General features: G+C 74.4%; 15 protein-coding genes and 1 pseudogene. 13 read left to right on the top strand and 3 right to left on the bottom strand.

Going from position 1 to position 19,534, the window contains the following annotated elements:
- Positions 1-236 precede the first annotated feature (236 nt).
- The 3 genes from groES to ACFXAM_RS24395 all read left to right on the top strand — a co-directional run bounded on the left by groES (position 237) and on the right by ACFXAM_RS24395 (position 3,425).
- A complete protein-coding gene (gene groES / locus ACFXAM_RS24405; RefSeq protein WP_014136232.1) occupies positions 237-542 on the top strand; it encodes a co-chaperone GroES in 306 nt (101 codons plus the stop codon).
- A 115-nt stretch (positions 543-657) separates the two neighbouring features.
- A complete protein-coding gene (groL, locus tag ACFXAM_RS24400) occupies positions 658-2,286 on the top strand; it encodes a chaperonin GroEL (RefSeq protein WP_380294366.1) in 1,629 nt (542 codons plus the stop codon).
- Between the two features lie 134 nt (positions 2,287-2,420).
- Positions 2,421-3,425: a LysR family transcriptional regulator gene (locus ACFXAM_RS24395; RefSeq protein WP_380294365.1), complete on the top strand. Its 1,005-nt coding sequence runs from the start codon at positions 2,421-2,423 to the stop codon at positions 3,423-3,425.
- A gap of 99 nt (positions 3,426-3,524) precedes the next feature.
- Here ACFXAM_RS24395 and ACFXAM_RS24390 read toward each other — a convergent pair whose 3' ends face one another.
- Positions 3,525-3,851 (bottom strand): WhiB family transcriptional regulator, encoded by a 327-nt coding sequence (locus tag ACFXAM_RS24390; RefSeq protein WP_380294364.1) that lies wholly within the window; start codon positions 3,849-3,851, stop codon positions 3,525-3,527.
- A 571-nt stretch (positions 3,852-4,422) separates the two neighbouring features.
- Here ACFXAM_RS24390 and ACFXAM_RS24385 point away from each other — a divergent pair.
- The 4 genes from ACFXAM_RS24385 (at position 4,423) to ACFXAM_RS24370 (ending at position 9,080) form a co-directional block, all read left to right on the top strand.
- Positions 4,423-5,034 (top strand): response regulator transcription factor, encoded by a 612-nt coding sequence (locus ACFXAM_RS24385; protein WP_014136228.1) that lies wholly within the window; start codon positions 4,423-4,425, stop codon positions 5,032-5,034.
- 317 nt (positions 5,035-5,351) lie between these two features.
- Positions 5,352-6,020: an RNA polymerase sigma factor ShbA gene (shbA, locus tag ACFXAM_RS24380; RefSeq protein ID WP_380294363.1), complete on the top strand. Its 669-nt coding sequence runs from the start codon at positions 5,352-5,354 to the stop codon at positions 6,018-6,020.
- Between the two features lie 247 nt (positions 6,021-6,267).
- Positions 6,268-7,773: an IMP dehydrogenase gene (guaB, locus tag ACFXAM_RS24375; protein ID WP_380294362.1), complete on the top strand. Its 1,506-nt coding sequence runs from the start codon at positions 6,268-6,270 to the stop codon at positions 7,771-7,773.
- A gap of 179 nt (positions 7,774-7,952) precedes the next feature.
- On the top strand, positions 7,953-9,080 hold the full coding sequence (locus ACFXAM_RS24370) for a GuaB3 family IMP dehydrogenase-related protein (protein ID WP_380294361.1): 1,128 nt from the start codon (positions 7,953-7,955) through the stop codon (positions 9,078-9,080).
- A 69-nt stretch (positions 9,081-9,149) separates the two neighbouring features.
- Here the strand turns inward: ACFXAM_RS24370 and ACFXAM_RS24365 are convergent, their stop codons facing one another.
- Positions 9,150-9,713 carry a hypothetical protein gene (locus ACFXAM_RS24365; protein WP_380294360.1) on the bottom strand — a complete coding sequence of 188 codons (564 nt, stop codon included), beginning with the start codon at positions 9,711-9,713 and terminating at the stop codon, positions 9,150-9,152.
- A gap of 253 nt (positions 9,714-9,966) precedes the next feature.
- Between ACFXAM_RS24365 and ACFXAM_RS24360 the strand changes: the two genes are divergently transcribed.
- Entirely contained in the window at positions 9,967-11,922 is a 1,956-nt protein-coding gene (locus ACFXAM_RS24360) for a protein kinase (protein WP_380294359.1), read from the top strand.
- Between the two features lie 19 nt (positions 11,923-11,941).
- On the opposite strand, the gene ACFXAM_RS24355 is transcribed toward ACFXAM_RS24360, so the two are convergent.
- Positions 11,942-12,493, bottom strand: coding sequence for an SHOCT domain-containing protein (locus ACFXAM_RS24355; RefSeq protein WP_380294358.1), 552 nt, complete (start codon positions 12,491-12,493; stop codon positions 11,942-11,944).
- A gap of 86 nt (positions 12,494-12,579) precedes the next feature.
- Here ACFXAM_RS24355 and ACFXAM_RS24350 point away from each other — a divergent pair, with 86 nt between their 5' ends.
- The 5 genes and pseudogenes from ACFXAM_RS24350 to ACFXAM_RS24330 form a co-directional block, all read left to right on the top strand.
- A complete protein-coding gene (locus tag ACFXAM_RS24350; RefSeq protein WP_380294357.1) occupies positions 12,580-13,674 on the top strand; it encodes a protein kinase in 1,095 nt (364 codons plus the stop codon).
- Positions 13,675-13,845: 171 nt separating this feature from the next.
- Complete coding sequence (locus ACFXAM_RS24345; protein ID WP_380294356.1) at positions 13,846-15,600, top strand: protein kinase; 1,755 nt, start codon at positions 13,846-13,848, stop codon at positions 15,598-15,600.
- A 78-nt stretch (positions 15,601-15,678) separates the two neighbouring features.
- Positions 15,679-17,322, top strand: coding sequence for a succinic semialdehyde dehydrogenase (locus ACFXAM_RS24340; RefSeq protein ID WP_380294355.1), 1,644 nt, complete (start codon positions 15,679-15,681; stop codon positions 17,320-17,322).
- A 58-nt stretch (positions 17,323-17,380) separates the two neighbouring features.
- Positions 17,381-19,171 (top strand): GMC oxidoreductase, encoded by a 1,791-nt coding sequence (locus tag ACFXAM_RS24335; RefSeq protein WP_380294354.1) that lies wholly within the window; start codon positions 17,381-17,383, stop codon positions 19,169-19,171.
- Between the two features lie 175 nt (positions 19,172-19,346).
- Positions 19,347-19,534: pseudogene (locus ACFXAM_RS24330) on the top strand (zinc ribbon domain-containing protein); the annotation flags it as partial.

Genomic DNA, 19,534 nt, shown 5'->3' with positions numbered 1-19,534 from the left:
GGCCGGACCGGCCGGCTCGCACACGCGTGCGGTCGCGCGTCCGCGGCGTGGGACCGACGGGCGCGTCGTTGGCACTCTGGTTGACTGAGTGCTAACCGCGGCCTATGGTCGTCACTAGCACTCCCCACCGGGGGAGTGCTAACGCGACAGTGCGTGTCTGACCCCCGCGACGGCAGATGCGCGAGCTCGCCCCTACCCGTTAGAAAGCCCCGTAATCTCCGAAGGGGAGCTCGGACGTGACCACCAGCAGCAAGGTTGCCATCAAGCCGCTCGAGGACCGCATCGTGGTCCAGCCGCTCGACGCCGAGACCACCACGGCCTCCGGCCTGGTTATCCCGGACACCGCCAAGGAGAAGCCCCAGGAGGGCGTCGTCCTGGCCGTCGGCCCGGGCCGCTTCGAGGACGGCCAGCGTCTGCCGCTCGACGTCGCCGTCGGTGACATCGTCCTGTACTCGAAGTACGGCGGCACCGAGGTGAAGTACCAGGGCGAGGAGTACCTGGTGCTCTCCGCCCGCGACGTTCTCGCCATCATCGAGAAGTAAAGCGTCCAGCCACGCCCCGGATCCGTGTCCCTAGCGACAGGGGACCGGGGCGTGGCTGTTGGTTCACGTAGTCGGCGGCCGCCGCGACGGCCGCACCCCCGAGGGAATAGGGAACATGGCGAAGATCCTGCAGTTCGACGAGGACGCCCGCCGCTCGCTGGAGCGCGGTGTCAACAAGCTGGCCGACACCGTCAAGGTGACCATCGGCCCCAAGGGCCGCAACGTCGTCATCGACAAGAAGTTCGGCGCCCCGACCATCACCAACGACGGCGTCACCATCGCCCGTGAGGTCGAGCTCGACGACCCGTACGAGAACCTTGGCGCGCAGCTCGTCAAGGAGGTCGCCACCAAGACCAACGACGTCGCGGGTGACGGCACCACCACCGCCACCGTGCTGGCCCAGGCCCTGGTCAACGAGGGTCTGCGCAACGTCGCTGCCGGCGCCGGCCCGGCCGCCCTGAAGAAGGGCATCGACAAGGCCGTCGCCGCCGTCTCCGAGCACCTGCTGTCGGTCGCCCGCGAGATCGAGGGCAAGGACGACGTCGCCGCCGTCGCCACGCTGTCCGCGCAGGACGCCCAGGTCGGCGAGCTGATCGCCGAGGCGATCGACAAGGTCGGCAAGGACGGTGTCATCACCGTCGAGGAGTCGAACACCTTCGGCGTGGAGCTGGACTTCACCGAGGGCATGCAGTTCGACAAGGGCTACCTGTCGCCGTACTTCGTCACCGACGCGGAGCGGCAGGAGGCGGTCCTGGAGGACCCGTACATCCTGATCAACCAGGGCAAGATCTCCTCCATCCAGGAGCTGCTGCCGCTGCTGGAGAAGATCCTTCAGGGCGGCTCCTCCCGCCCGCTGCTGATCATCGCCGAGGACGTCGACGGCGAGGCGCTGTCCACCCTCGTGGTGAACAAGATCCGCGGCACCTTCAACGCGGTGGCCGTCAAGGCCCCGGGCTTCGGCGACCGCCGCAAGGCGATCCTCGGCGACCTGGCCGTCCTGACCGGCGGCACCGTGATCTCCGAGGAGGTCGGCCTCAAGCTCGACCAGGCCGGTCTGGACGTGCTGGGCTCGGCCCGCCGCGTGACCGTCACCAAGGACGAGACGATCGTCGTCGACGGTGCCGGCGAGTCGGAGGCCGTGGCCGGCCGCGTCGCCCAGATCAAGGGCGAGATCGCCAACACCGACTCGGACTGGGACCGCGAGAAGCTGCAGGAGCGCCTGGCCAAGCTGGCCGGCGGCGTCTGCGTCATCCGCGTCGGTGCCGCCACCGAGGTGGAGCTCAAGGAGCGCAAGCACCGCCTGGAGGACGCCATCTCGGCGACCCGCGCCGCGGTCGAGGAGGGCATCGTCGCCGGTGGTGGCGCCTCCCTGGTCCACGCCGCCAAGGTGCTGAACGACGGCCTGGGCCTGTCCGGCGACGAGGCCACCGGTGTCGCGGTCGTCCGCAAGGCGCTGCACGAGCCGCTGCGCTGGATCGCCCAGAACGCCGGCCTGGAGGGCTACGTCATCACCTCCAAGGTCGCCGAGCTGGAGCAGGGCCAGGGCTACAACGCCGCCACCGGCGAGTACGGCGACCTGGTGAAGGCCGGCGTCATCGACCCGGTCAAGGTCACCCGCTCCGCCCTGGAGAACGCCGCCTCGATCGCCTCCCTGCTGCTCACCACCGAGACCCTCGTGGTGGAGAAGAAGGAAGAGGAGGCCGACAACGGCCACTCGCACGGCGGTCACGGCCACTCGCACTGAGGCCGCAGGCACTGACGACCGCAGGCCCGGTCCGCGCCCCGCGAGGGGTGGCGGGCCGGGCCTGCGGCGTGTTCCAGACTTCAACTATCAGTTGAATTTTGCATGCAGCAAAGAATCCCTTATATCTTGAAGGCATGATCGAGGCCCGCCACCTGCGCGTCCTGCGTGCCGTCGCCCGCACCGGCTCCTTCTCCGCGGCCGCCCGCGAGCTGGGCTGCACCCAGCCCGCCATCAGCCAGCAGATGAAGGCCCTGGAGAAGTCCGTGGACACCCCGCTGGTGGTCCGCTCGGGCCGCGGGATGCAGCTGAGCGAGGCCGGCCGGGTCCTGCTCAAGCATGCCACCGGGATCCTCGCCGGGCTCTCCGCCGCCGAGGAGGAGGTGGCGGCGATCGCCGGACTGCGGGCCGGACGGGTCCGGCTGGTGTCCTTCCCGACCGCCAGCTCGACCCTGGTGCCGCCGGCGGTCGCCCGGCTGCGGGACAGCCATCCGGGCGTGCGCGTGTCGCTGGTCGAGGCGGAGCCGCCGGAGTCGCTGGCGATGCTGCGCGGCGGCGAGTGCGAGATCGCGCTCGCCTTCCGCTACCCGCAGGCCCCCGGATCCGCCCTCGCGCCGGCGCCGGCGCCCGCGCACGGCACCCCCAGGGAGGCGCGCGCCGAGGCCAATCTGGAGGCCCAGCAGCTGAGCGCGGGGGCCGACTGGTCCGATCTGGTGGCCACCCCGCTGCTGGACGACCCGCTGGTCGGGCTGCTGCCCGTCGGGCACCGGCTGGCCGGGCGCGGCGGGCCGGTGGAGCTGGGCGAGCTGGCGGGGGAGCAGTGGATCGCGGGCTGCCCGCAGTGCCGCGGGCACCTGGTGGAGCTCTGCGCGGGTGCCGGCTTCGAGCCGCGGATCGACTTCGCGACGGACGACTACCCGGCGGTGGTCGGGCTGGTGGCCGCCGGGCTCGGGGTGGCGGTGCTGCCCGGGCTGGCGCTGGAGTCGGTGCGCCCGGACGGGGTGGTGCCGGTGGCGGTGCACGCCGCGTCGGGGGCGCCGGCGGTGCGGCAGGTGGTCGCGCTGACCCTGCCGGACCTCGCCGAGGTGCCGGCGGTGGCGCTGATGCTGGAGCGGCTGGCGGGGGCCGCGGCCGGGCGCTGACCGGCCGGCGCGGGCCGGTGGTGGCCCCGGGCGGTGGCGGCCCCGGGCAGGCCTCATGCCGAGAAGAAACGTTTCTTCCCGGGAGGCGGAGTCGCCGTGCTACTGCTGGGCCGCGCCCGGTGCGGCGAGCGGCACCTCCACCAGGCGGTGACGCGAACGGCCCATCATCTCCTCGCGCTCGTCCTCGGTCAGGCCTCCCCAGACGCCGTACGGCTCACGGACCGCGAGCGCGTGGGCGGCGCACTCGGTGCGCACGGGGCAGCGCATGCAGACCTCCTTGGCGCTCGCCTCGCGCGAGCTGCGGGCCGCGCCGCGCTCGCCCTCGGGGTGGAAGAAGAGCGAGCTGTCCACGCCGCGGCAGGCCGCGGAGAGCTGCCAGTCCCAGAGGTCCGCGTTGGGGCCGGGGAGTCGGGAGAAATCTGCCATGGCTCATTCCCTTCAGAGGTCGTCGACCGCGGGCCGGTCGCCGGCGGGTTGCGTCGGCGGCGGCACGGCGGGGCGTCCGGCGCGGTGTGGACACCTGGAAATATGACTTACGGCAACTCCATGGACAAGTCACCCACAGAGTGGCACAACAGTCAATGACCATACAAAAGCTCTAAAAACGGGCAAAGTGGGCGTGGCGTCCCGGTCGGCGACCGCCGGGCGCGGATGGGGCAATCGGGTGGCCGACGGGCGCGCGCGGACCCGCGCGGGTGTGCGGGTTGTACGCCGACCGCGCGCGAGCTGCGCAAAAGTGCGGCGTGTGCACCGCGATGCGGCTGATCGGTAACGGGTCGGCCACGTACAGTGGTGGAGATGGCTCCGAAGGCCGTAACTCATTCGGGTGACGGTCGTTGGAAGTGCGGAGGCGGTTAGCGGACGCCGGACGTCGGGAACGATCGCGGGGAATCTCAGGCGATCAGCACGGAGTCTGACGCCGATCGGCCGTGTCGAAGAGGTTCGTACCAGCCAGGAGGCTCAACGTGACGCGGATCAGCTGCGGAGGACGACGGTCATGACTTCCGTTCTCGTTTGCGACGATTCCCCGCTCGCCCGCGAGGCGCTTCGCCGCGCGGTCGCGACCGTACCCGGTGTCGACCGGGTCACCACCGCGACGAACGGGGAGGAGGTCCTCCGCCGCTGGGTGGCCGACCGCTCCGATCTCGTCCTGATGGACGTCCGGATGCCCGGCCTCGGCGGGGTGGAGACGGTCCGGCGACTGCTCTCCGCCGACCCCGGCGCGCGGATCATCATGCTCACCGTCGCCGAGGACCTCGACGGCGTCGCCCTCGCGGTCGCCGCGGGCGCCCGCGGGTACCTGCACAAGGACGCCTCGCGCGCCGAACTGCGGGCCACCGTCACCCAGGCCCTCGCCGACCCGACCTGGCGGCTCGCCCCGCGCCGGCTGCGCAGCCCGGACATGGGCGCGGCGCCGACCCTGACGGCGCGTGAGATCCAGGTGCTCGAAGGCATGAGCCACGGCCGCAGCAACGCCGAGATCGGCCGTGAGCTGTTCCTCTCCGAGGACACCGTCAAGACCCACGCCCGACGGCTGTTCAAGAAGCTCGGTGCCTCGGACCGCGCGCACGCGGTGGCGCTGGGTTTCCGCTGGGGCCTGGTCCGCTGACCGCCGCCGGCGTCGCCGGTTCCGGCACGCTCCGCGCGATTGTCCGTGCCGGGGCGTGTGACGTTACGGTCCCGAGGTTGCACCATGGAGGAGTGGAGCACCTCGGGGACCAGCGGGCAGGAACTGCGGCGAACCACGCAGCCGCAGGAGACTCGGCGGACGGCGCCGCGGACGGGACCGCCCGGAGCGGCGGGGCGGGAGGCGGGACGGTGCAGGAGGGGCCGGTGGTGCGGACCGGTACGGCACCGCATAACGTTCCGGTGCACAACTCCGGACGCGGTGCCGCGTTTTCCCGCGCGACCAGGCACCATGGACCGATGCGTGACGACGTGACCGGGGCTCCCGGTGAGGCGGACCCGGTGGAGGCCGAGCCCTCCGCGCCCGGGCCCGGCCCGGCGTACGCGGAACCGGACGGCGGACCCGGCGCGCTCGCCGAACTGGTCGCGGCCGCCGTCCGCGGCGAGGGACCCGCGATCGACGCGCTGCTCGCCCACGTCCACCCGCTGGCCCTGCGGTACTGCCGCGGCCGGCTGGTCCGGCTGCCCGGCGGTGCCCGGCACCACGTGGACGACATCGCGCAGGAGGTCTGCGTCGCGGTCCTCTGCGCGCTTCCCCGGTACAAGGACCAGGGCCGCCCCTTCGAGGCCTTCGTCTACGGGATCGCCGCGCACAAGATCGCCGATCTGCAGCGGGCCGCGATGCGCGGACCCGGCTCGACGGTGATCCCGCAGGACGACCTGCCGGAGGTGCCGGACGACGCGCTCGGCCCGGAGGAGCGCGCGCTGCTCAGCAGCGACGCGGCCTGGGCCAAGGAACTGCTCTCCAACCTGCCGGCCCGGCAGCGCGAGCTGGTGCTGCTGCGGGTGGCCGCCGGGCTCTCCGCGGAGGAGACCGGCGAGGTGCTGGGGATGTCGCCGGGGGCCGTCCGGGTCGCCCAGCACCGTGCGCTCAGCCGGCTGCGGGCGCTCGCGGAGGAGTCGTCCTAGAACCCGGAATGGGCCACGGCCGGGCTGTGTTGTCAAGGGCACACGAGAGCGCATTCGCGGTGCCAGTACCATGGGGTATCGGCGCCTGGGCGGGTCGCCAAAGATTCGACGGTGTGCGCGGGGATCCCCTGGAGGATCCTCCGAAAAGCCACCGCGCTTTAGGCGGTCCGAGCGAGTGAGCCGATGACAGCGCCCCTCACCCCCAGGGCGCGAGCTGATCGAGCCGGCCACGGAAGGTACCCCCGAAATGTCTTACAACGCCGCAGGCGTACCCGAGAAGTTCGCGATGCTCGGACTCACGTACGACGACGTCCTGCTGCTGCCGGGGGCGTCCGAGGTGCTGCCGAACCAGGTCGACACCTCCTCGCGGGTCTCCCGCAACGTGCGCGTCAACATCCCGCTGCTCTCCGCGGCGATGGACAAGGTCACCGAGTCGCGGATGGCGATCGCGATGGCCCGTCAGGGCGGCGTCGGCGTCCTGCACCGCAACCTGTCGGTCGAGGACCAGGCCAACCAGGTCGACCTGGTGAAGCGCTCCGAGTCCGGCATGGTCACCGACCCGATCACGGTCGGCCCGCAGACCACCCTCGCGGAGGCCGACGCGCTCTGCGCCAAGTTCCGGATCTCCGGCGTGCCGATCGCCGACGAGAGCGGCAAGCTGCTCGGCATCGTCACCAACCGTGACATGGCCTTCGAGACGGACCGCACCCGCCAGGTCCGCGAGATCATGACCCCGATGCCGCTGATCACCGGCAAGGTCGGCATCTCCGGCGTCGACGCGATGGCGCTGCTGCGCCGCCACAAGATCGAGAAGCTGCCGCTGGTCGACGACGACGGCCGGATCAAGGGCCTCATCACGGTCAAGGACTTCGTCAAGGCCGAGCAGTACCCGAACGCCGCCAAGGACGCCGAGGGCCGGCTGCTGGTCGGCGCGGCCGTCGGCGCCAGCGCCGAGGCCTTCGACCGCGCCCAGGCCCTGGTCGAGGCGGGCGTGGACTTCCTGGTCGTCGACACCTCGCACGGCCACAGCCACAACGCGCTGGCCTGGATCGAGAAGATCAAGTCGGCCGTGAAGGTCGACGTGGTCGGCGGCAACGTCGCCACCCGTGACGGCGCCCAGGCGCTGATCGACGCCGGCGTGGACGGCGTCAAGGTCGGCGTCGGCCCGGGCTCCATCTGCACCACCCGCGTGGTCGCCGGCATCGGCGTCCCGCAGGTCACCGCGATCTACGAGGCCGCGCTGGCCTGTCAGGCGGCCGGCGTGCCGGTCATCGGCGACGGCGGCCTGCAGTACTCGGGCGACATCGGCAAGGCGCTCGCCGCCGGTGCCGACACCGTGATGCTGGGCTCGCTGCTGGCCGGCTGCGAGGAGTCCCCGGGCGAGCTGCTGTTCATCAACGGCAAGCAGTACAAGTCCTACCGCGGCATGGGCTCGCTGGGCGCCATGCAGTCCCGCGGCCAGGGCCGCTCCTACTCCAAGGACCGCTACTTCCAGGCCGAGGTCGCCTCGGACGACAAGCTGGTCCCCGAGGGCATCGAGGGCCAGGTGCCCTACCGCGGCCCGCTCGCCGCGGTGCTCCACCAGCTGGTCGGCGGCCTGCGCCAGACCATGGGCTACGTCGGCGCCGCCAGCGTCGCCGAGATGGAGAGCAAGGGCCGGTTCGTCCGGATCACCTCGGCGGGCCTCAAGGAGAGCCACCCGCACGACATCCAGATGACCGTCGAGGCGCCGAACTACAGCGCCCGCCGCTGATCCCGGCACCCGGTCGCGGGGCCCGTCACCCTCGGTGGCGGGCCCCGCGGGCTGTCCGGCGCCCGCCCGCCGGGGGAGCGCGGGCGGGCGGCGCCGTGCGACGGCGGGCGGGTGCGGGATACTGGGGGGCGGCCGGGGTGACCCGGCGGGCATGAGCAACACCACCAGAAGGGCTCGAAGTGACTGAGATCGAGATCGGGCGAGGCAAGCGCGGCCGCCGGGCGTACTCCTTCGACGACATCGCCGTCGTCCCCAGCCGCCGTACGCGTGACCCGAAGGAGGTCTCGATCGCCTGGCAGATCGACGCCTACCGCTTCGAGCTGCCGTTCCTGGCCGCGCCGATGGACAGCGTGGTCTCCCCGCAGCAGGCCATCACCATCGGCCGCCTCGGCGGCCTGGGCGTGCTGAACCTGGAAGGCCTCTGGACCCGCTACGAGGACCCGCAGCCGCTGCTCGACGAGATCGCCGCGATCTCCGACGAGGCCGCCGCGACCCGCCGCCTGCAGCAGATCTACGCCGAGCCGATCAAGGCCGAGCTGATCAAGCAGCGGATCCAGGAGGTCCGCGACTCCGGCGTGGTCACCGCCGCCGCGCTCTCGCCGCAGCGCACCGCCGAGTTCTCCAAGGCCGTCGTGGACGCCGGGGTCGACGTCTTCGTCATCCGCGGCACCACCGTCTCCGCCGAGCACGTCTCCGGCGCGGCCGAGCCGCTCAACCTGAAGCAGTTCATCTACGAGCTGGACGTCCCGGTCATCGTCGGCGGCTGCGCCACCTACACCGCCGCGCTGCACCTCATGCGCACCGGTGCGGCCGGCGTGCTGGTCGGCTTCGGCGGCGGCGCCGCGCACACCACCCGCAACGTGCTCGGCATCCAGGTGCCGATGGCCACCGCCGTCGCCGACGTGGCCGCCGCCCGCCGCGACTACATGGACGAGTCCGGCGGCCGCTACGTGCACGTCATCGCGGACGGTGGCGTCGGCTACAGCGGCGACATCCCGAAGGCGGTCGCCTGCGGCGCCGACGCGGTGATGATCGGTGCCGCGCTGGCCCGTGCCACCGACGCGCCCGGCAAGGGCTACCACTGGGGCATGGAGGCCGTCCACGAGGAGCTGCCGCGCGGCAAGCGGGTCGACCTCGGCACCGTCGGCACCACCGAGGAGATCCTCGCCGGCCCGTCGCACACCCCCGACGGCACCATGAACCTGTTCGGCGCGCTGCGCCGGGCGATGGCGACCACCGGCTACACCGAGCTCAAGGAGTTCCAGCGGGTCGAGGTGACCGTCAACCCGGCGCTCAACCACCGCTGAGCCGTCCCGGCCGCCGCCCGCCCCGGGCCCCCGTCGCGCGCCGCGACGGGGGCCCGCGCCGTACCCGGGCTACTGCCGGGCGGCGGCGCGGCGGGTCAGCAGGAAGCCGCCGATCAGCGCGATGCCGTAGAAGACCAGGTCCAGCGGGCGGCGGTCGCCGCGCCACAGCGGGAGGGCGTCGCGCAGCAGCTCCCCGTACCCGGTGCCGGCCAGGTGGTGCAGCCGGCGGAGCTGCCCGAGCAGCTGGCCGAGGAACAGCGCGCCGGCCGCCAGCACGGCGCCCAGCGGCGGCAGCAGCCGGCCCGGGCCGCCGAGCCGTCCCAGCGGCAGGGCGACCGCCGCCGCGGGGGCGATGGCCAGCCAGCCGACGGTGGGCTCGGCGCGGGCCGGAGCGCAGCCGAACGCCGCGGCGCCGGCCAGCATCGCGAGGACGGCCAGCGCGACGGCCGCACCCGTCCGGTTCCGGCGGCGGCGCTCTCCCGGGGCGGCGGGGCGGTAACCGGCCACCGGGGCACCGGGCATGCCGGGGGCCACGTACCCCTCCGGGGTCTCCGGTTCCGGCGCGACCGAGAAGTGCGGGGCCGTGGGCGGGCGGCCCGACTGGCCGTCAGCGCCCGGTGCGGATGCGGTCATGGACGTCGTGTTCCCCCCGGAAAGACGGTGAGCTGCCGCACGGTAGCAGGGTCCGGAGCGGGGCCGACAGAGTTTTCGATCACAGATCGGGCACGGAGCGCCGCCCCCGGCCGGGGGGCGTGCCAGGGTGGCCGGGGGCCGGGTGGTCGGGGGCGCGCGTGACAGGGGATGATGGAGGCTTGGGCGTTCGGGCCCGACGCCGGTCCGACGTGCCGTCACCACGACCGCCGCAGCACATGGGGGAACGTTCCGAATGACCCAGGCGCAGGGTTCCACCGGCCGCCTCCTGGCCGGACGCTACCGGCTGAACGCGGTGCTCGGGCGCGGCGGCATGGGCACCGTCTGGCGCGCCGAGGACGAGATGCTGGGCCGGACGGTCGCGGTCAAGGAACTGCGGATGAACGCCAGCGTGGACGAGGACGAGAAGCACCGGCTCATTGTCCGCACCCTGCGCGAGGCCAAGGCGACGGCGCGGATCCGGCACAACTCGGCGGTCACCGTCTTCGACGTGGTCGAGGAGGACGACCGGCCGTGGATCGTCATGGAGCTGGTCGAGTCCCGGTCGCTGGCCGACGTGGTCCGCGAGGACGGCCCGCTGGCGCCGGCCCGGGCGGCGGAGATCGCGCTGGACGTCCTCGGCGTGCTGAGCGCCGCGCACGCGCTCGGCATCCTGCACCGTGACGTCAAGCCGTCCAACGTGCTGATCGGCGAGGACGGCCGGGTGGTGCTCACCGACTTCGGCATCGCCAGCGTGGAGGGCGACACCTCGGTGACCTCCACCGGCATGCTGGTCGGCGCGCCCTCCTACATCTCCCCGGAGCGGGCCCAGGGGCAGAAGCCCGGGCCGCCGGCCGACCTGTGGTCGCTGGGCGGCACGCTGTACGCGATGGTCGAGGGACGTCCCCCGTACGACCGGGGCTCGGCGCTGGCCACCCTGACCGCGGTGATGACGGAGGAGCTGGCCGCCCCGGCGAACGCCGGGCCGTTGCTGCCGGTGATCGAGGGGCTGCTGGCCAAGGACCCGGCGCAGCGGCTGACCGCCTCGCAGACCCGGTCGATGCTGAAGCGGGTGGTCGCGGAGGCGACCGCGCGGGCCGAGTCGACCACCGAGCAGGCGGTGCCGGTCGCGGAGCGCGGTGGGAAGCCGCCGGTCGGCGGGCTGCTCGGGACGGTCCGGGTGGGCAGCCTGGCCGGGGACGCCGGCAGCGGCGAGTCGCCGGCGGCGCCGGCGGTGCCGGGGCCCGAGGGGGCGGCGGCGTCCGCGAAGCCGTCCGGGGCGTCCGGTGCGGCGGGGCCGTCGGCGCCGTCGGGGGCGCCGGGCGAGGAGACCGAGGCGGCCCGCCCGGTGACCAGTGAATGGACGCTGGGCGCCACCCAGGCGGCCGGGGCGGACCCGCGCACCGGACGGCGGCGGCTGGCGGTGGCGACGGTCGTGGTGGTGCTGCTGCTGATCGCGGGCGTGGTCGCGCTGGTCCAGGCGCTGGGCGGCTCCGGGGACGGCACGGCGTCCGGCGCGGGCGGCACCGCTCCGGTGGTGGCGGTCACGGACACCGCCGCGGGCGGCACGGCGCCGGAGACCGGCCCGCAGACGGCTCCGGAGACGGCTCCGGAGACGGCTCCGGAGACGGCCCCGGAGACCTCCGCCCCGGCGGAGAGCGCCGCCCCCGAGCCCGCCCCGACCCCGACCCCGACGCCGACGCCCACCCCGACGCCGACCCCGACCCCCACGCCCACCACCCCGGCGCCGACGGCCACCGGGGCGGTCGTGCCGGCCGGGTACCACGAGTACAAGGACCCGGCCGGCTTCTCGATCGTGCTGCCCGACTGGCTGCAGCCGTCGGGCTCGGAGCCGATCCGCCGGACCTTCAAGGGCAACGGCAGCACCCTGCGGATCGAGTGGACGACCACACCGGGCGCGAGCGCGCTCGCCGACTGGCAGGAGGCCGAGCCCGGGCTGCGCGGCCAGGTGACCAACTACCAGCGGGTGCAGCTGCAGTCCGTCGCCTACCGGGAGTGGACCAACGCGGCCGACTGGGAGTGGATCAGCGGCAGCTCGCGGACGCACTCGCTGAACCGCGGCTTCGTCACCGGCTCCCCGGCCAAGTACGGCTACGCCATCTACTGGACGACGCCGGACGCGGACTGGGCCGCGCCGCAGAACGCCGAGGCCCGGCAGATCGCGTTCGACACCTTCCAGCCCGCGGGCTGACGAACGGGACGGCGGGCCGTCAGCCGATGAGGCGTTGCTTCGCCCGGGTGAACTCCTCGTCGGTGAGGGCGCCGGCGGTGTGCAGCGCGGCCAGCCGCTCCAGCTGGTCCAGCAGCTCGGCGCCGGAGGAGGCCGCGGGGGCGGGGCCGGCGGGCGCCGGGGCGGCGAGGGCCTGCCGGGAGGCGGCCTCGCGGACCAGCCGGGCGGTGGCGCGCACCTGCTCGGCGAAGACCTCGGCCTTGACCACGTCCTCGAAGCGGTGCGAGCCGGTCAGCGCGACCACCAGCAGCACCTCGCCGTTGATCCTGGTCCGGGTGACGGTCGCGTCGGTGACCGCGTCCAGCGGAACCGGAACCGGGGGCTTGCCGTCCTTGAGGAAGAGCAGCCGACGGGTGGTCAGGACCAGGACGCCCTTGCGGAAGTGGTCGGGGTGGCGTCCGGCCGTGGAGGCGACGGGCTTCTCGTCGGCGGCGACGTTCGCCTCGACGGTGCGCAGGGCCGCCGCCCGGTTGTCACTGCTGCTGTTGCCGGCCACGTCGAAGGCCGCGTCGATCAGATCGGTCCAGTCCATGGGACCGAGGGTAATCCGGGGCACGTACGCCGTGTCGGCCGCGCCCAGGCCCTAGGCTTGGCGACGGTGAGCGGAGAGGAACACGCATGCGAGCGGGCCCGGGGCAGGTGCTGGCGGGGCGTTACCGGCTGACGGACCGTCCGGAGACGCCGGACGCGTTCGCCGTGGACGAAGGGAGCGGGGACGTCGTCCGGCTGCGCGGGTGGGAGCTGCCCGCGGCGCTGACCGGGGGGCGGGATCCGGACGCCGGGGAACCGGTGCAGGGCGAGCGGCTGGTGCGCCGGGTGGCGGCGGTCGGCGCCGCCGCGCCGCGGCACCCGCGGCTGCTGCAGGGCGCCGGGGCGTTCGTCGAGGGCGAGCTGCTCTGGACCGTCGAGGAGCGGCCGGCCGGCCGGCCGCTGGAAGCGCTGCTGGCGGAGGGCCCGCTGCCGCCGTACCGGGCCGCCGAGGTCGCGGCGGACCTCGCCGCGGCGTTGCGGGCGCTGCACGACGCGGGGCTGGCGCACGGGAACCTGACCGCCGGGTCGGTGCTGGTCTGCGAGGACGGCGCGGCGCTGCTGGGCGGGCTGCTCCCGGGGGTGGCCGAGGAGGTGCTGGCCGAGGAGCTGGGCGGCCCCGGTGGGCGGCGCCGCTACGAGATCCGGGCCGAGCTGGTCGGCGCGGTGGCGGAGCGCTGGCCGCTGGACGGCGGCCCGGCCGGTGACTGCTGGGCGCTCGGGGTGCTGCTGCACCGGATGGCGACCGGCCGCGCGCCGTACCCGGAGAGCGGGGTGCCGGAGCTGGTGACGGCGGTGCGGGAGGGCCGGCGGGTGCCCTCGGAGGCGTGCGGTCCGCTGGGGCCGCTGGTGGAGCGGCTGGTGCAGCCCGATCCGGCGCGGCGGCCGACGGCGGCGGAGGTCCGTGCGGAGCTGGCGGAGCTGCTGGCGGGCGCGCCGGAGCCGGTGGCCGGCGAGCCGGTGGCGCCGCTGCCGGAGCCGCGGCGCCCGCCCGGCAGGCGCGGTGCGGCCGGGAAGCGCGGTGCGGCGGAGCGCCGTGGTGCGGCGGGCGCGGGGCGGGCGGAGCAGTCCGGGCCGGCCCGGCCGCCGCGGATCCCGCCGGCGATGCTGGGCCCGCTGCTGGTCGGCGGCGTGTTCCTGCTGCTGCTCCTCGGGGTGGCGGCCGTGGTGCTGTTCGCAGGCTGACGGGGCCGGTGGAACGGTGGCGGCCACCGTGGCGGGTGGGGGAGATTACCGGGGGGAGCCCGGGGCGCCTAATGTGTCCGTGGGATTGTTCGATTCAGTGGTCTGCACCGAGTGGTCTGCGCCGGGCCCTCCGTCGCGGTGACGGCAGGTGGATGAGGGGGAGCGTCGCGGATGGGCGCGCAGGACCGGCCGGATTCGGCCGAGGCGGAGCGGCTACTGGCCGGGCGCTACGAGCTGGGTGAGCGGCTGGGCCGCGGCGGGATGGGCACCGTGTGGCGGGCCCGGGACCGGATGCTGGACCGCGAGGTCGCCGTCAAGGAGCTGACCGTCAGCCACCTCCCGGAGGAGGAGCTGGAGATCCTGCACGCCCGGATGAAGCGGGAGGCCTCCGCGGCCGCCCGGATCAAGCATCCCGGGGTGATCACCGTGCACGACGTGCTGGAGCAGGACGGCCGGCCGTGGATCGTCATGGAGCTGGTCGACGGCCGTTCGCTGGCCGACGTGATCAGCCAGGACGGCACGCTGCCGCCGCGCGCCGCCGCCGAGGTGGGCGGCCAGGTGCTGGCCGCGCTGCACCGGGGCCACCAGCTGGGCGTGCTGCACCGGGACGTGAAGCCGGCCAACGTGCTGCTGGAGCACGGGACCGGGCGGGCGGTGCTGCTGGACTTCGGGATCGCGACGTACGAGGGCTCGGCGGAGCTGACCCGCCCGGGCGACCTGGTCGGCTCGCCGGACTACCTGGCGCCGGAGCGGGCGCAGGGCGAGCGGCCGGGTCCGGCCTCCGACCTGTGGGGGCTCGGGGCGACGCTGTACGCGGCGGTGGAGGGCGACTCGCCGTTCCGCCGCACCTCGCCGCTGACCACCCTGGCCGCGGTGGTCGGCGATCCGCTGCCGGAGCCGCGCCGCGCGGGCCCGCTGGGGCCGGTGCTGGCCGCGCTGATGGCCAAGGACCCGGCGGAGCGGCCGACCGCGGACGAGGCGGCCCGGATGCTGGCCGAGGTGCAAGCCGGGCACACCCTCGGATTCAAGCCGGTCGCGCCGGTGCGGATGCCGACCCAGTCGGTGCCGGTGGTGGACCGGTCGGGCGAGGCGGGCGGGCCGCCGGGATCGGGTGAGCCGGACGGCTCGTCCGAGGCGGTCACCGTGCCGCGTCCGGTGGCGGCCGTGGCCGCCGCCGCGGCGGAGGAGACGCCGCCGGTGCCGCCCGTCGGGGCCGACCCGGCGCACGAGCTCACCGAGGGGGAGCCCACCGCGCCGGTCGCGCCGGTGGCGTACGCCGATACGCCGGTGCGCGGACCGGCCAGGCGCCGACGAACGCTGCTGGTGCTGGCGGTCGCGGTGGCGGTCCTGGCCGCCGGGGCCGCCGGGGTGGTCCGCCTGGCGGGCCGCGACGGCGGGCCGGGGACGGCCCGGCCGACGCCGGTCCCGGCCGAGCCGCAGCCGAGCGGACCCGGCGACGGCACGCCCGCGCCGCCCGTCGGCTACCACTGGGTGGACGACCCGGCGGGCTTCCGCTTCCCGCTGCCGACGGCCACACCGGCCTGGCAGCGCACCAGCACGTCCTCCAACCAGATCTACTACAGCCCCGACGACAAGGTGCACTACCTGCAGTTCGCGGTCACCGTGGGCCAGTCGGTCAGGCCGCTGGAGCACATGCGGCAGATGGAGACCACCGTCTCCCTGATGAAGGAGTACAAGCAGCACCGGCTGACCAGCGTCGCGGTGAACGGCCACGAGGCGGCGGTCTGGGAGTTCAGCTACCTGGCCAAGGAGGGCGGCCGCCGCCGCGCGATCGAGGCCGAGTTCATCGACACGGACGGCACCAGCTACGCGATCTACTCGTCCAGCCCGGAGCGGGGCAACGAGTGGAACGAGGCCGAGCAGCGCTTCAACGCGGTGCTGCACTACTTCACCCCCACCCGCTGACCGCAGCAGCCGCCGGGCCCCCGGTTTGTTGTTACCGACGGGTACCGAACCGGGCGCCGAGCGCCTAGGCTGCGCCCTATGACGGACCTCACTGCAGCTGCCACGGCCAATGACCCCGCCGGCACCGGCGCGCCGGGCCGCAACCCCGCCGCGCCCGGCGGCGGTCGCACCGTCGCCTCGGCCGTGCCGCCGTCCCTGGTCGCCCGGCTCGCCGCCGGGGTCACCGCCACCGGCGAACCCAGCGTGGTGGAGACCGTCGCCCCGCTGACCGGCGAGCGGCTGGCCGGACTGCCGCAGTCCACCCCGGCGGACGTCGAGGTCGCCTTCGAGCTGGCCCGGCGCGCCCAGCCGGCCTGGGCCGCGCTGCCGGTCCGCCGCCGCGCCGCCGTGCTGCTGCGCTTCCACGACCTGCTGATCAAGCGGCAGGACGAGGTGCTCGACCTGATCCAGGCGGAGACCGGCAAGGCCCGGCTGCACGCCTTCGAGGAGGTCCTCGCGGTCGCCATCGCCGCCCGGCACTACGGCCGCTCCGCGCCGTCCTACCTGCGCGACAAGCGGCACCTCGGCGCGGTGCCGCTGCTCACCCAGGCCGTCGAGGCCCGCCGGCCCAAGGGCGTGATCGGCCACATCTCGCCGTGGAACTACCCGCTGGAGCTGTCCGTCGGCGACGCCCTGCCGGCCTTCGTGGCGGGCAACGCGGTGGTCAACAAGCCGGACACGCAGACCGCGCTGACCGCGCTCTGGGCCCGCGAGCTGCTGGTCGAGGCCGGGCTGCCGGCCGACCTGTGGCAGATCGTGATCGGCGACGGCCCGGTGATCGGCCCGGCGGTGGTCGAGCACGGCGACTACGTCTCGTTCACCGGCTCCACCCGCACCGGCCGCGACGTGGCCCGGCGGGCCGCCGGCCGGCTGGTCGGCGCCTCGCTCGAACTCGGCGGCAAGAACGCCATGCTGGTGCTCGCCGACGCCGACCTCGACCGGGCCGCCGAGGGCGCCGTCCGGGCCTGCTTCTCCTCGGCCGGCCAGCTCTGCATCTCGATCGAGCGGCTGCTGGTGCACCGCTCGGTGGCCGACGAGTTCCTCGCCAAGTTCGCCGCCCGCACCCGGGCGCTGCGGCTCGGCGGCGGCCTCGCCTACGGGGCCGACATGGGCTCGCTGGTCTCCGCCCGGCAGCTGGAGACCACCACCCGGCACGTCGAGGAGGCGGTCGAGGCCGGCGCCACCGTCGTGGCCGGCGGCAGGGCCCGCCCGGACCTCGGCCCGTTCTTCTTCGAGCCGACCATCCTGGACGGCGTCACCCCGGACATGGCGGTGTGCGGCGAGGAGACCTTCGGCCCGGTCGTCTCCGTCTACCGCTTCGACACCGAGGACGAGGCGGTGGCCGCCGCCAACTCCACCCCGTACGGCCTCAACTCCAGCGTCTGGACCCGGGACGTCCGGCGCGGCCGGGCGGTCGCGGCCCGGCTGCGCACCGGCACGGTCAACGTCAACGAGGCCTACGGCGCGGCGTACGGCTCGGCCGCCTCGCCGATGGGCGGCATGGGCGACTCCGGCCTCGGCCGGCGGCACGGCGCCGAGGGCATCCTGCGGTTCACCGAGGCGCAGACGATCGCCAGCCAGCGGCTGCTGCCGCTGGCGCCCGCGCTCGGCCAGGACGACCGGCAGTACGCGGCGGTGATGACCGCCGGACTGCGGATGCTGAAGGCCCTGCGCGTCAGGTAGCCCCGGCGCCGGCCGGCCCTCCCCGTTTCGTGGACGACTTCCGAAGGAGCAGTGGCAGATGGTGGGTTCGGCTGAGGACCGGGAGTTCGACTACGACGTGGTGGTGGTCGGCTCCGGGTTCGGCGGTTCGGTCTCGGCGCTGCGGCTGACCGAGAAGGGGTACCGGGTCGCCGTCCTGGAGGCCGGACGCCGCTTCGACCGCGACGAGCTGCCCACGACCTCCTGGGACGTCGCCAACTACCTGTGGGCGCCGAAGCTCGGCCTCTACGGCATCCAGCGCATCCACCTGCTGGCCAATGTGATGATCCTGGCGGGCGCCGGGGTCGGCGGCGGCTCGCTGAACTACGCCAACACCCTGTACGTGCCGCCGAAGGCGTTCTTCGAGGACCGCCAGTGGCGCCACATCACCGACTGGCAGGAGGAGCTGGCGCCGTTCTACGACCAGGCGCGGCGGATGCTCGGGGTGCGGCTCAACCCGACCGTCACCCCCTCCGACGTCCACCTGCGGGCCGCCGCCGAGCGGATGGGCGTCGGCGACACCTTCCACCTGGCGCCGGTCGGGGTCTTCTTCGGCGACGGCGAGGACGGCGACGGCACGGCGAAGGCGGAACCCGGCGGCGAGGTGGCGGACCCGTACTTCGGCGGGGCCGGTCCGGCCCGCCGGGCCTGCGTCGAGTGCGGCGAGTGCATGACCGGCTGCCGGCACGGCGCCAAGAACATGCTCACCGAGAACTACCTGTACCTGGCCGAGCGGGGCGGCGCCGAGATCCACCCGCTCACCACGGTGGCCCGGATCCGCGAGCGGGGCGAGGGCTTCGCGGTGGACGTCCGGCGCACCGACGGCCGGTCCACCACCGACCCGGTCAAGGCCGGGGCGCGGACCGTCACCGCCGCCCGGGTGGTGGTCGCGGCCGGCACCTACGGCACCCAGAGCCTGCTGCACCGGATGCGGGCGGCCGGCCACCTGCCCCGGATCTCCGCCCGGCTCGGCGAGCTGACCCGGACCAACTCCGAGGCGCTGGTGGGCGCGCAGACCACCGACCGGCGGTACGGCGCCCGCGCGGACTTCACCAAGGGCGTGGCGATCACCTCCTCGATCCACCCGGACGAGAACACCCACATCGAGCCGGTCCGCTACGGCAAGGGCTCCAACGCGATGGGCGCGCTGTCGATCGCCCAGGTCGCCGGCGGCGGGCGGGTCCCGCGCTGGCTGCGCTACCTCGGCAACTCGGTCAAGCACCCGGTGACCTTCGCCCGGTCGATGAACCAGCACCGCTGGTCCGAGAAGACGATCATCGGCCTGGTGATGCAGTCCCTGGACAACTCGATCACCGTCTCGCTGAAGGAGAAGGGCCTCGGCAAGGGCACGCTGACCTCCCGCCAGGGCCACGGCGCGCCCAACCCGACCTGGATCCCGGCCGCCGAGCGCGGCGCCCGGGCGCTCGCCGAGGAGATCAACGGCTTCCCCGGCGGCAGCGTCGGCGAGATCTTCGACATCCCGATGACCGCGCACTTCCTGGGCGGCTGCCCGATCGGCGACTCCCCGCTGACCGGTGTGGTCGACCCGTACCACCGGCTCTACGGGCATCCCGGGATCAGCGTGGTGGACGGCGCCGCCGTCTCCGCCAACCTCGGCGTCAACCCGTCGCTGACCATCACGGCGCAGGCCGAGCGGGCCATGTCGCTGTGGCCGAACAAGGGCGAGCCGGACCTCCGCCCGGCGCCCGGCGAGGAGTACCGCCGCATCGCGCCCGTCCCGCCCGCCGCCCCGGCGGTGCCGGACGGCGCGTTCGGCGCGCTGCGGCTGCCGCTGCTGGCGGTCCCGGAGGTGCCGAAGAAGCAGGTCTGACCGGGCGCCCGGCCGGGCGGAGGCCACCCGCGGACCCCTCCGGGACGTTCCCGGAGGGGTCCGCCGCGCGTTCCGGCGGCGGGTGACCGGTTGACAGCCGTCCGTACCCGATGGGAGAAAAGGGGCGCCCTGGGGGGACCAGGGGATCGTTCGTTCGGACGGGGGGACGCGGTCCATGGCCATCTGCGCATCCTGCGGCGCGGTCACGGCGGAGGGGGCGTTCGGCTGCGCGTCCTGCGGGAGGCCGTCGGTGCCGCCGCCCGCCCTGCCGCCGCCCGCCCTGCCGCCACCGCCCCCGTTCGCGCCGTCCGCCGCGCCGCCGGTCCCGGCGCCGCAGGCCGCCGCGCCCGGTGGGCCCTGGGG

Source organism: Kitasatospora sp. NPDC059462, from assembly GCF_042749955.1.
Classification (GTDB): Bacteria; Actinomycetota; Actinomycetes; order Streptomycetales; family Streptomycetaceae; genus Kitasatospora.
This window is presented reverse-complemented; position numbering and strand designations above follow the sequence as displayed.